Origin of the sequence: Burkholderia pyrrocinia (assembly GCF_001028665.1) — a bacterium.
GTDB lineage: Bacteria > Pseudomonadota > Gammaproteobacteria > Burkholderiales > Burkholderiaceae > Burkholderia > Burkholderia pyrrocinia.
In genome coordinates this window covers 1,486,569-1,498,069 of record NZ_CP011504.1, presented here as the reverse complement: position 1 = coordinate 1,498,069, position 11,501 = coordinate 1,486,569, and the positions used below count along the sequence as shown (strand labels likewise).

Genomic DNA, 11,501 nt, shown 5'->3' with positions numbered 1-11,501 from the left:
CGCACCCGGGGAGCGGCGCGATGCTTACGTCGCAGGTAATGCCCAACGCGCGCGGGATTGCCTATCATCTGCTGCATGAACCCGACCGCCGCCCTCCATTCGCCCGCCCCGTCCGCCGGCCCCGCCGCCGGCATCGGCCCGCTGCTGCGCACGTGGCGCCAGCGCCGGCGCCTGAGCCAGATGGCGCTCGCGCTCGACGCGGAAGTGTCCGCGCGCCACCTGAGTTTCGTCGAATCGGGACGGGCTCAGCCGAGCCGCGAGATGGTGCTGCATCTCGCGGAGCGGCTCGACGTGCCGCTGCGCGAACGCAATGCGCTGCTGGTGGCGGCCGGCTTTGCGCCGCTCTTTCGCGAGCGGCCGTTCTCGGATCCGCAGCTGGATGCCGCACGCCATGCGGTCGAAGCCGTGCTGCGTGGCCACGAGCCTTACCCGGCGCTCGCGGTCGACCGCCACTGGACGCTGCTCGCCGCGAACCGGATGCTCGGCGCGCTGGTCGCGCAGGCCGATCCGTCGCTACTGCAGCCGCCCGTCAACGTGCTGCGGCTGAGCCTGCATCCGGACGGCCTCGCGTCGCAGATCGTCAATTGGCACGAATGGCGCGCGCACATCCTGCATCGGCTGCAGCGGCAGATCGATGCGAGCGGCGACCGCACGCTGCATGCGCTGCGCGACGAACTCGCCGCATATCCGGCGCCGGCCGGCCAGCCCGACGACACGCACGCGCGCACCGATTTCGCGGATATCGCCGTGCCGCTTCGGCTGCGCACCGCGGCCGGCGAGCTGACGTTCTTCAGTACGACGACGGTGTTCGGCACGCCGGTCGACGTGACGCTGTCGGAACTTGCAATCGAGGCGTTCTTTCCGGCGAATCCGGAGACGGTGGACGCGATGCGAGCGCTGGCGGATGCGTTGGCGGCGCAATGACCGTCATCAGCGGCGCTCGAACGCCAGCTTGACGCCCAGCGCCAGCAGAACCACACCGCTGACGCGGTGCATGCGGGTCAGGATGCGCGGGTTGCGGCGGATCGATGCCGACAGCAGGCCGGCGAACAGCGCGACCGGCCCCTTGACGAGAAACGTCAGGCCGGCGAACGTCGCGCCCAGCACGAACAGCGACAGCATCGGATGCGCGGCGCCCGCGGCCACGAACTGCGGCAGGAACGCCAGGTAGAAGAGCGCGACCTTCGGATTCGACACGTTGGACAGCGCGCCTTGCGCGAACGTGCGCAGCCGCGATTCCGGCGCACCGCGGCTGCTTGCGAGCGTCAGCTCGCTCGACGAACGCAGCAACGTGATACCGAGGTACAGCAGGTACAGCGCGCCGACCACCTTCAGCGCGGTGAACAACCATTCGGATGCCTGAAGCAGCGCACCCAGCCCGAGCGTCGCGAGCATCGTGTGCACGAGCAGCCCGACGCTGACACCCGCCGCGGTCACGAGGCCCGCGCGCGTGCCGCCGGACAGCGTGCGCGACATCACGAGCACCATGTCCTGGCCCGGCGTGACGATGATCAGAAGGGACGTGGCGATGAACGGCAGCCAGGATACGTGCAGCATGGGAGATCTCCTGAAGGGGATTGCCGGGGGGACGGGAATCGCGCGCGCCGTGGGCGTTCATCGCGCGTTGCACCGGCCGGCCGGTCCTCGGATTATCGGCGCGTTGCCGTGGAGATTGGATGCGTATTTGGCTAACTGAAATACTGAAATTGGCGCTATTCTCTACCAATCCCATTCACAGTAGCCAAAAATGCCAATCAAGCTGGACGCGATCGACCGGCGCATTCTGCGTGCGCTGCAACAGAATTCGAACCAGACGAACGCCGAACTCGCGCAACAGGCCGGGCTCTCGGCCACGCCCTGCCTGCGCCGCGTTCACCTGCTCGAAGAGCAGGGCGTGATCGACGCCTATGTCGCGCTGCTGAACCCCGCCGCCGTCGACCTGAGGTTCACGGCGTTCGTGCGCGTCACGCTGGAGCGCCAGGACAAGAAGACGGTCGAGCGCTTCGCACGCGAAATGGAGCAAGCGCCCGAAGTCCTCGAATGCCACCTGATGGCCGGCAGCTACGATTACCTGCTGCGCGTCATCGCGCGGGATCTCGACGACTATCAGCGCTTCCAGATGGAAACGCTCACGCAGATCGAAGGCGTACGCAACGTCGAAACGGAGATTCCGCTGAAGCGCATCAAGCAGACGGTGCGCCTGCCGATCTAGGCACCCCGAAACGTGACAGGCTGCCCTGCCGGCTGTCCGCTCAGCGCGCCGTCGCGGTGTTCACGGCACACCGGTCGACGTGACGCTTTCAGAACTCGCGATCGAGGCGTTCTTTCCGCCGAATCCGGAGACGGTGGACGCGATGCGGGCGCTGGCGGCGTAGTAACAAGCGCGCAACGAAGATTGACGGAAGCCGAAGCCTGAACGCCGGCTGCCGCTCCGAAGACCGGTATGCCGGCGGTCAGCGCATACATCGACACGACGAACTTTCCCCAAGACATAGAGATCGGCCGCCATGGCAAACATGGGCGCCGGTGAGTCCGATCAGAATGCGTCGTCGCATCTCAAGGTGCAGATCCGGGAAGCGCCGGTGTTCCGGCATCTTCAAATCCAGCAGCCGCACCTGTGTACCGCTTCCCCATCTGATTCACGCCGCTGAGTGTCGAATTTGCTTAGCACATCTTTTTAATTTGATTGTGATCAAGCAAAGGTTTCACACAAATGACATGAATGAGATGCGACCGGGAAATCGCCAGACGAATATGCAAAGCATAACTAATTTCTATATCGAGCCAAGAAATAACATGAACAAGAATCATCGAGGGTTGGGGAATCCGGCACGGCGCGTGCCGGCAAAGTCGAAGGCGGTACTTGCTGCCGCCGTTGGCGCGGCAGTTGTTGCCTTCACGGCCTCTGCGCCGGCGCGGGCCGACTATGTGCAGAACGGGACGTCCACCGAAACGGCGGCCGGCTGTGTCGGCAACATCGCCATCTCGGGAAGCGGCACGTATCCGGCCACTGCAACGGGCTGCGACAACGTGGCGATCGGCACTGCGGCAGCCGCGAATTCGGGCTCGTCGACCGGAGCCTATAGCGAAACCGTCGCGATCGGCCGCATGTCGGCCGCGACCGGTGCCTTTGCGACGGCCGTCGGCGGAAATGCCGTGGCAACCGGCGACCAGGCGACGGCGATGGGTGCGGCCTCGAGCGCAGTCGGAACGCAGGCGACGGCAGTCGGTAACGGAGCCATCGCGAACGGCGCGACGGCATCCGCCTTCGGCCAGGGCGCGATCGCCGTCGACCAGTCGACGGCGGTCGGGCAAGGCGCCAGCGCCACCGCGACATTTTCCACGGCCGTGGGCAAGGGCAGCATTGCAGCCGGCGGTACGGCGCTCGGCTTTCAGGCAAACGCCGGCGCGAACGATGCGGTAGCGCTCGGCGTCGACAGTTCGGCCTCCGCTGTCGGGAGCATCGCCATTGCCCGTGCGACGGCATCCGCGGTGAATGCGGTTGCGATCGGCGAAGGCGCGAACGCCGCCGATGCGAATTCCGTCGCACTGGGCTCGAACGCGTCCACGCGCGCTTTCACCACCGTCAACAGCGTGACGCTCAACGGCGTCAGCTACGGCGGCTTCGCGGGCACGCCGGTGGGTGTGGTCAGCGTCGGCAGCAAGGGCGCCGAGCGTCAGATCGTGAACGTCGCGGCCGGCGCGATCAGCGCGACCAGCACGGATGCGGTGAACGGCTCGCAGCTCTTCTCGATCGCAAACCAGGTTTCCACGTTGACGGCGAATCTGGCAACGCTCACGACGACCGTCGGCAAAATTTCGTCGAGCGTCCCGAGCGGCACGGTGACGAGCGATACGGGCACCGCAATCGGCAAAAATACGCTGGTCAGCGTGCCGAACGGGACCGCGGTCGGCAACGGCTCCAATGTCTCGGGCGACAACGGTACGGGCGTCGGCGTCAATTCCACCGTCACGGCGACGAACGGAACCGCCATCGGCACGAATTCGAAAGTCACCGCACCGAACGGAACGGCGATCGGCGCAGGGTCGAATGTGTCCGGCAAGGACTCTACCGCGATCGGCACGAACAGCCGCGCAACCGCCAGCAATTCGGTCGCGTTGGGGGCGAATTCGATCGCCGATCGGGACAACACGGTATCGCTCGGCGCGCCGGGCGCCGAGCGTCAGCTCACCAACATGGCCGACGGCACGGCGCCGACGGACGGCGTCAACGTGCGTCAGTTGAACGGCGCAATCAATTCGGTTCGCGAAGAAATGTCGAAGTACCGCAAAGACGCGAACGCGGGCACTGCAAGCGCGATCGCGATGGCGAACATGCCGCAAGCCGTGCTGCCGGGTGAAAAGGTGGTCGCGCTCGGCGGCGGGACGTATGGCGGTCAAAGCGCCATGGCGGTCGGTCTTTCCGTCGCGACGGCGAAATGGCTGGTCAAGGGTTCGGTGACGACGGCGGTTTCCGGCCACGGCTCGTTCGGTGCGGGCGCGGGCGTCGGCTACCGCTGGTAAGCGTGCTCGGCCCGTGAAGCGTCAAGAGACGGTTGCTTGACGCCGCAAGGCAAGCCATCGGCGCCATCGCGCCGATGGCGCCACGATCTCACGCGGCACGCCGGTTTCCCGGTCGCCGCAGCAGGCTACGCCGCCGTATCCAGAAACGTCTCGGCCCGCCCTGCCGGCTGCCCGTTCAGCGCGCCGTCGCGCACGGCGACCCGTCTGCGCACGACCGTATGCACGGGCCAACCCGTGACCACGAATCCGTCGTAAGGCGTCCAGCGGGCGGAACGAACGATGTGTCGGTATAGGCGGCAGGCACCGGCGCTTGCCGGTCGGCGCGGAGCCGCCACGAAGCGCCCCCGCGCCTGCTCCGTCGTCACGTATAGAGCGACGCCGGCGGCAATTCTCCCGTCAGCGCGAACCGGCCCACGTCGCGCAGCCGGTAGTCGAGCGGATCGTGCAGCGTATGCGTACGCGCATTTCGCCAGAAGCGGTCGAGGCCGAGCGACGCGGCTGTCGCGCGTGCACCGCATGCATCGAACAGCGCCTCGCCGTTGTCGAGCGCCGCGCGCTGCGCGACGATCTTCGCGTCCGATACCGCGAGCGCCACTTCGGCTCGCTCGTCCGCCGTCAACGCATCGTGCCGCGCCCATGCGTGCTGCAACGCGCCGGCCGCGCGATCGGCCAGCGCCGCCGCGGCAACAGCCCGCACGCGCATATCGCCGAAGCGCTGCAATGTGTACGGATCGTCGCTCGCCTGTGCCGCGTCCGAGTGAATCCACGGCCGGCCGTGCTTCAGCACATAATCGCGCGCCTCAACCAGCGCGCCTTCCGCGAGCCCGACGAACAGGTTCGTCAGCACGAGCTGCGACACGAGCGTGCGCAGCGTCGCGCGCGGCGTCGGCGGCGCCTCGGAACGGTGCAGCACCTCGTCCGGCGCGAGCGTCACGCCGTCGAAGCGCACGCTGCCGCTGTCGGTCTGGCGCTGGCCGATCGGATCCCAGTCGTCGTTGACTACGATCCCCGGACGATCGGTCGGCACCACACCGAACACCGTGCGGCCCGTTTCCGGATCGTGCGCGGACACCGTCATCCGCTGCGAGCCGCGCGTGCCCGAACAGAAGCCCTTCACGCCGTCGAGCCGGTAGCCGCCATCCGGCGTCGCGGTGGCCACGAGCCGCGCGTCGAGCGGATTGACCGCGTTGCCCCACCACCAGCGCTGCTCGACCGTGCCGCGCAGATAGCGTTCGCGCTGCGCGGCGCTGCCCCACACGTCGACGCTCACCACCTGCAGGCACTGGAACCCGACGAGATGCGCGAGCGCGCTGTCGACGCGCGCGATCTGCCGGATCGCGTCGTAGATTGCCGGCCACGCGGCTTCCTGCCCGCCGAACGCGCGCGGCACCGCAAGCGTCAGCAGGCCCGCGTCGGCGAGCCACAGCTTCTCCTGCGCCGCGTGACCGCCCGCGCGATCGCGTGCGGCGGCGGTTGCGCGCAGCGCGTCGATGACGCGCGCAAGTGCGTCCGGATCGATTGCCGAGACATCCGTTGCCGCGGCGAGCGTCGCCGGGCCGCGTGGATCGTTCATGCGACGGCTTCCTGTTCCTGGGTCGAGACGGCTTCCGACAACGGCACGAGTTTCCCGAGTTGGCGCCTGCCGGTCAACCGCGACAGGATCTCGCGCCGCCAGTCGTCGTAGATCGCGCGGTATTCGTCGATATCCGCGCCGAACACGCGCGCGGTATGCGCGTACTCGTCGTGCAGATAACCGTCGAGCCGCACCTGCGTTTCCTCGTCGGCCGCGATCACGCGATCGATCAGCGCTTCGCGCTCGGCAGCCGGCAGCGCCTTCAACGTGTCGAACCACCACTGGACGATCTGCACGCGATGCCACTCCTCGTCCGGCCGGATCCGGTTCTCGCCGTGCTCGCGCATCGCGCTGTCGCCGATACGGCCGGTCTTGCGCTGGATCCACAGCTTCGCGAGGATGTGCAGCTCGTAATGCCATTCGAACGCGAGAAAACCCGCGACATCGCGCACCGCGATATCGCCGATACGCGCCCAGTGCGCGGCGACGAGCCGGTCGACTTCCGGCAGCGGATCGCGCCCCGTCAGTTCGGTCACGCGCTCGCGGCCGATCACCGCGTGCGCGCCGTCGTCGCCGAGCTGGCGCGACAGGATCAGCTGGAAATGCGGATCGTCGCGGAACAGCGTGTCGATCGCCTTCGCGACGACCTGCACGATGAACAGGTCGTGCGACGCCATCTTCGTGTAGTAGTCGGCGACGGCGGCCAGTTCGTCCGCGTTGTGCGGCTCGCGCGGCGGCGTGGCGAGTTTGTCGGGAAAGCCGGGACGATGGCGTCGCGCTACGTCGAGAAACAGCGCTTCCTCGAATTGTCCGTTCCATTCGCGCGGCGCGCCGATGGGCAAGGTCATGGGTAGGGTTCTCTCAGGGTCATGAATGAAGCGAGCGGACGCTCGTGGCGTCGCTCAGGTACGCCGGGTCACACGTCGGACCAGGCGGTCGCCCGTGATTTGCACGGCCGAAACGAGTGCGATCAGGATCACGATCACGGTCACCATCACCGTGGTATCGAAGCGCTGATAGCCGTAGCGGATCGCGAGATCGCCGAGCCCGCCCGCGCCGACGGCGCCCGCCATCGCGGTCGAGCCGATCAGCGCGACGACGGTGATCGTGAAGCCGCCGAGCATGCCGGGCAGCGCCTCCGGCAGCAGCACGTGCCACACGATGTGGCGGCGCTTCGCGCCCATCGCGAGCGCGGCCTCGATCAGCCCGCGATCGACTTCGCGCAGGCTCACTTCGGCGATCCGCGCGAAGAACGGGATCGCGGCGATCGACAGCGGCACGACGGCCGCCCATACGCCGATCGTCGTGCCGATCAGCACGCGCGTGAACGGCAGCAGCGCGACGAGCAGGATGATGAACGGCGTCGAGCGGAACACGTTGACGAGCGCGCCGAGCACCGCGTTCACGCCGCGCCGCGCGTAGATGCCGCCGGGTGCGGTCGTCACGAGGATCACCGCAAGCGGGATGCCGATCAGCGCCGCGATCGCGGCCGACGCGGCGACCATCGACAGCGTGTCGCGGATCGCGTCGAGCAGCTCGGGCCACCAGAGCTCAAACATAGCCGAGCACCTCCGCGTGATTCGCGTGGCGGCGCGCACGTTCGAGCAGCGCGGCGACCGCGCCGCCGCGAGCCGACGAATGACCGACTTCATCCACGCGCGGCGAAGCCGCGATCACAAGCCGCCCCTGCGCACGCCCCTGGATGCGCTCGATCCCGCCGTGCAGGAAACGCACGGAGCCGCCGAGCGCCGCCGCGAGCGCGCCGACGTCCGGCTCGCCGCCGCTTTCGCCCGTATAACGAACGTCGAGCACGACCTGCGCGCCGTCCGGCAACGCGGCCTGCTCGGGCAGCGGCTGCACGCGCGCGGCCAGTTCGGCCGGCAGGTCGTGCACCAGCGTGCTGAGCAGCGCGCGCGTCGCGCCGTGGCGCGGATCGCCGAACACGCGCCACACGGGGCCCGTTTCGACGACTTCGCCCTGTTCGATCACCGCGACCGTGTCGCACACCGCGCGGATCACCTCCATCTCGTGCGTGATCAGCACGATCGTCAGCCCGAGGCGGCGGTTGATGTCGGCGAGCAGCGCGAGAATCGACTGCGTCGTCTCGGGATCGAGCGCCGACGTCGCCTCGTCGCACAGCAGCACTTCGGGATCGTGCACGAGCGCGCGGGCAATGCCGACGCGCTGCTTCTGCCCGCCCGACAGGCTCGCCGGATACGCGTCGCGCTTCGCGGTCAGCCCGACGAGTTCGAGCAGCGCCTCGACCTTGCGCACGCGCTCGGCCTTCGGCACGCCGGCGATCTTCAGCGGCAGCGCGACGTTCTCGAACACCGTCTTCGCGGACAGCAGGTTGAAATGCTGGAACACCATGCCGGTGCGGCGGCGCAAAACGACGAGGCCGTCCTCGTCGAGCGCGCCGACGTCGACGCCCTGCACGCGCACGCGGCCCGAGCTCGGCCGTTCGAGGCCGTTCACGAGCCGCAGCAGCGTCGACTTCCCGGCGCCGCTGCGGCCGATGATCCCGAACACCTCCCCGCGCCGCACGTCGAGCGTCACGTCGCGCAGCGCGGCGGCCTGGCCGCGCGGCGTCGCGAACACCTTGCCGACCTGCTCCAGCGACACGGCAACTCCGCCAGTCGGCGCGGCCGCCGCTTCATGCGCCGTTGCGGCGGCACCGGCGCGCGCGGCCGATGCGTCGATGAAACCCAGCGTATCGAACAATTGCGTCATCGCTTCGCTCCGTCACGTTCAGGCATGCGCGGGATGCGCGGGTTCAGGCACGGCGGCCGGCCGATGCTGCGCGCCGGTGTGCCATGCAGGCAGGCGCGGACCCGCGCCGAACAGTTTCTCGCGCAGCGTCGGCGCGGGATCGTAGTCTTCCTTGTAGACGCCGCGGTTCTGCAGCTCGGGCACGACCCTGTCGACGAAATCCTCGAACGACTCGGGCATCACGGTGCGCGTCAGGTTGAAGCCGTCGATGCCCGTCTCGTCGATCCACGACTGCAACTCGTCCGCGACCTGCGACGGCGAACCGACGATCGGCGCATAACGGCCCCCGAGCGACATCTGTTCGAGCATCCGGCGCACGGTCCATGTGCCGGTCGTGCTCTTGCGCGAGATCGCGTCGACGGCCGACTGGATCGAATCGGTCTTCACGTACGAGATCGGTTCGTCGAGGCCATACTTCGCGAAGTCGATGCCGGTCGAACTCGCGAAATGCGCGAGGCCGGCTTCCGGGCTCGCGTAGCGCCGGTATTCGTCGAACTTCTCGCGCGCGAGCCGCTCGGTCTCGGCCGTCACGACGCTCACGCCCGCGAAGATCCGGATCGACGCCGGATCGCGCCCCTGCCGCGCGGCAGCCGCGCGGATGTCGAGCGCCGCCGCGCGCGCGGCGGCCTTGCTCTGCCCGTTCACGAACACGCATTCCGCGTGACGGCCCGCGAACTCGACGCCGCGCGCGGACGAACCGGCCTGGTACAGCACCGGCGTGCGCTGCAGCGACGGCTCGCTCAGGTGGATCGCGTCGACCGAATAGAACGGCCCGTCGTGCTTCACGCGCCGCACCTTGCCCGGCTGCGCGAACACGCGCGCCTGTGCATCGCGGATCACCGCGTCGTCGTCCCAGCTCTGTTCCCACAGCTTGTAGACGACGTCCATGTAGTCGTCCGCGCGCTCGTAGCGGTCGTCATGGCCGATCTGCTGCGCGAGGCCCATCCCGCGCGCGGCGCTGTCGAGATAACCGGTGACGATGTTCCAGCCCACGCGCCCTTTCGTCAGGTGATCGAGCGTCGACATGCGGCGCGCGAACAGGTAAGGCGGCTCGTAGGTCAGGTTCGCGGTCACGCCGAAGCCGAGATGCCGCGTGACCTGCGCCATCGCGGGCACGAGCAGCAGCGGATCGTTGACGGGCACCTGCACCGATTCGCGCAGCGCGGCGTCGGGGCCGCCGCCGAACACGTCGTACACGCCGACGATGTCCGCGAGAAAGATCCCGTCGAACTTGCCGCGTTCGAGCGTCTTCGCGAGATCGGCCCAGTAGTCGAGATCGGTGTAGTGCGCGGAGCGGTCGCGCGGATGCGTCCACAACCCGTGATTGATGTGCCCGACGCAGTTCATGTTGAACGCGTTGAGCAGGATCTTCTTCCGGTTCGCCGTCGTCATGTGCGCCTCCGTCACCACGCGATCGCGTACAGCGAGCCGAACGCGTTGTCGAGCGCCTTGCGCACGGCCGGCGAGTGCTGGTAGATCGCGATGAACTTGCGAATGCGCGGATCGTTCACGCTGTCGGGCCGCACGACCCACTGGATCGCGAAGATCTTGTTTTCGGTGCCGTCGAACAGCAGCGCGCTGTTCGGGTCGGTCGTGCCGGCCAGCTTGATGAAGCTCGGATAGCCCTGCGCGAGATCGACGTCGTCGAGCGAACGCGCGAGCTGCGACGCTTCGAGCGGGATGATCTTCAGGTGCTTCGGGTTGGACACGATGTCGTGCGTCGTCGCGCGATAGTCAGCGCCCGGCTTCAGCGCGATCAGGCCCGCGCGCTGCAGCAGCAACAGCCCGCGCCCGCCGTTCACCGGATCGTTCGCGATCGCGACGCGCGCGCCGTCCTTCAGCTCGGCAAAGCTTTTCACCTTCTTCGAATAGAGGCCGATCTTCATGATCGTGCCGGGCGCGATCGACACGAAGTTGTAGCCGCCCTGTTTGTTCGCGTTCTCGAGAAACGGGATGTGCTGGAAGTAGTTGACGTCGATGTCCTTGTTCGCGAGCGCCGCGTTCGGCGTATTCCAGTCGGTGAACTCGACAATCCTCACGTCGAGCCCCTGCGCCTTCGCCTCCTTCGCGGCGATCTTCAGCGCTTCGATCTGCGGGCTGGTCGAAATGCCGACCTTCAGCGGCGCCGTATCGGCGCGCGCGCCGTTCAGCAGCCCGACGCCGAACAACCCGGCGAGCAGCGCGGCCGCCAGCAGGCGGGCCGGCCGCGCGAAGCGGCCGGAGGAAAAGCGGGCGGAAACAACGGCATGCAGCATGGAAACCACTCTCCTGTCCAAAGACGGTATCGACGGATGAACGACGCCGCGGCGAACGCGCGGGCGTTCTCCGGACAGTCGTCGTCGCATCGGAAAAGGATCAGCCGATGATAGAGAGCGGCGAAGGGACGGTCTACGAAGCGATTGTGCGAAGAAAATCGCGCGCGGCGATATGGCGCGCGATCGGGCACGGCGATACGGGGCGCGTACAGGGCGAGATCGGGGCGCGGCCAGGCTGACCGTGCGCCTGACGCGCCATCCGGCCGAAATCTCGGCCTGCCCGCCGCGCGAATTCCGAAATCTCGGAACGGCCTACGTGCCATTCTTTCCGCAGACGATATAAATCCCTTATGAATCAAAGATCTGCAAACAAGCCGACA

Annotated in this window: 10 protein-coding genes and 1 pseudogene; 4 read left to right on the top strand and 7 right to left on the bottom strand. The window is 67.7% G+C overall.

Annotated elements, in window-relative coordinates; all coding sequences use genetic code 11:
- The first annotated feature begins 75 nt into the window (after positions 1–75).
- Positions 76–924, top strand: a complete 849-nt coding sequence (locus tag ABD05_RS22960) for a helix-turn-helix domain-containing protein (protein ID WP_047902358.1) — start codon at positions 76–78, stop codon at positions 922–924.
- Between the two features lie 6 nt (positions 925–930).
- Here ABD05_RS22960 and ABD05_RS22955 read toward each other — a convergent pair whose 3' ends face one another.
- Positions 931–1,557, bottom strand: a complete 627-nt coding sequence (locus ABD05_RS22955) for a LysE family translocator (protein ID WP_047902357.1) — start codon at positions 1,555–1,557, stop codon at positions 931–933.
- A gap of 190 nt (positions 1,558–1,747) precedes the next feature.
- On the opposite strand from ABD05_RS22955, the gene ABD05_RS22950 reads away from it, so the two are divergent.
- From ABD05_RS22950 to ABD05_RS22945, 3 genes and pseudogenes are all read left to right on the top strand, one after another.
- Positions 1,748–2,212: an Lrp/AsnC family transcriptional regulator gene (locus ABD05_RS22950; RefSeq protein WP_047902356.1), complete on the top strand. Its 465-nt coding sequence runs from the start codon at positions 1,748–1,750 to the stop codon at positions 2,210–2,212.
- Positions 2,213–2,270: 58 nt separating this feature from the next.
- Positions 2,271–2,375, top strand: a pseudogene (locus ABD05_RS39020) (transcriptional regulator); the annotation flags it as partial.
- A 421-nt stretch (positions 2,376–2,796) separates the two neighbouring features.
- Complete coding sequence (locus ABD05_RS22945) at positions 2,797–4,524, top strand: YadA family autotransporter adhesin (protein ID WP_047902355.1); 1,728 nt, start codon at positions 2,797–2,799, stop codon at positions 4,522–4,524.
- Positions 4,525–4,885: 361 nt separating this feature from the next.
- Here the strand turns inward: ABD05_RS22945 and ABD05_RS22940 are convergent, their stop codons facing one another.
- Genes ABD05_RS22940 through ABD05_RS22915 form a run of 6 tightly spaced genes read right to left on the bottom strand, consistent with a single transcriptional unit; the run spans position 4,886 to position 11,121 of the window.
- Positions 4,886–6,097 (bottom strand): acyl-CoA dehydrogenase family protein, encoded by a 1,212-nt coding sequence (locus ABD05_RS22940; protein ID WP_047902354.1) that lies wholly within the window; start codon positions 6,095–6,097, stop codon positions 4,886–4,888.
- A complete protein-coding gene (locus tag ABD05_RS22935; protein WP_047902353.1) occupies positions 6,094–6,945 on the bottom strand; it encodes a hypothetical protein in 852 nt (283 codons plus the stop codon). Before ABD05_RS22935 ends, ABD05_RS22940 begins: the two co-directional genes overlap by 4 nt.
- A 54-nt stretch (positions 6,946–6,999) precedes the next feature.
- Positions 7,000–7,656 (bottom strand): methionine ABC transporter permease, encoded by a 657-nt coding sequence (locus ABD05_RS22930; protein WP_047902352.1) that lies wholly within the window; start codon positions 7,654–7,656, stop codon positions 7,000–7,002.
- Complete coding sequence (locus tag ABD05_RS22925; RefSeq protein ID WP_047902351.1) at positions 7,649–8,827, bottom strand: methionine ABC transporter ATP-binding protein; 1,179 nt, start codon at positions 8,825–8,827, stop codon at positions 7,649–7,651. Before ABD05_RS22925 ends, ABD05_RS22930 begins: the two co-directional genes overlap by 8 nt.
- Before the next feature lie 18 nt (positions 8,828–8,845).
- Positions 8,846–10,258, bottom strand: coding sequence for an LLM class flavin-dependent oxidoreductase (locus tag ABD05_RS22920; protein ID WP_047903742.1), 1,413 nt, complete (start codon positions 10,256–10,258; stop codon positions 8,846–8,848).
- An 11-nt stretch (positions 10,259–10,269) separates the two neighbouring features.
- Entirely contained in the window at positions 10,270–11,121 is an 852-nt protein-coding gene (locus ABD05_RS22915) for a MetQ/NlpA family ABC transporter substrate-binding protein (RefSeq protein ID WP_047902350.1), read from the bottom strand.
- Positions 11,122–11,501 lie beyond the last annotated feature (380 nt).

Excerpts from the sequence above, each read along its gene's own strand:
- ABD05_RS22960 (WP_047902358.1), top strand. The coding sequence starts at position 76 with ATGAACCCGACCGCCGCCCTCCATTCGCCCGCCCCGTCCGCCGGCCCC.
- ABD05_RS22955 (WP_047902357.1), bottom strand. The coding sequence starts at position 1,557 with ATGCTGCACGTATCCTGGCTGCCGTTCATCGCCACGTCCCTTCTGATC.
- ABD05_RS22950 (WP_047902356.1), top strand. The coding sequence starts at position 1,748 with ATGCCAATCAAGCTGGACGCGATCGACCGGCGCATTCTGCGTGCGCTG.
- ABD05_RS22945 (WP_047902355.1), top strand. The coding sequence starts at position 2,797 with ATGAACAAGAATCATCGAGGGTTGGGGAATCCGGCACGGCGCGTGCCG.
- ABD05_RS22940 (WP_047902354.1), bottom strand. The coding sequence starts at position 6,097 with ATGAACGATCCACGCGGCCCGGCGACGCTCGCCGCGGCAACGGATGTC.
- ABD05_RS22935 (WP_047902353.1), bottom strand. The coding sequence starts at position 6,945 with ATGACCTTGCCCATCGGCGCGCCGCGCGAATGGAACGGACAATTCGAG.
- ABD05_RS22930 (WP_047902352.1), bottom strand. The coding sequence starts at position 7,656 with ATGTTTGAGCTCTGGTGGCCCGAGCTGCTCGACGCGATCCGCGACACG.
- ABD05_RS22925 (WP_047902351.1), bottom strand. The coding sequence starts at position 8,827 with ATGACGCAATTGTTCGATACGCTGGGTTTCATCGACGCATCGGCCGCG.
- ABD05_RS22920 (WP_047903742.1), bottom strand. The coding sequence starts at position 10,258 with ATGACGACGGCGAACCGGAAGAAGATCCTGCTCAACGCGTTCAACATG.
- ABD05_RS22915 (WP_047902350.1), bottom strand. The coding sequence starts at position 11,121 with ATGCTGCATGCCGTTGTTTCCGCCCGCTTTTCCTCCGGCCGCTTCGCG.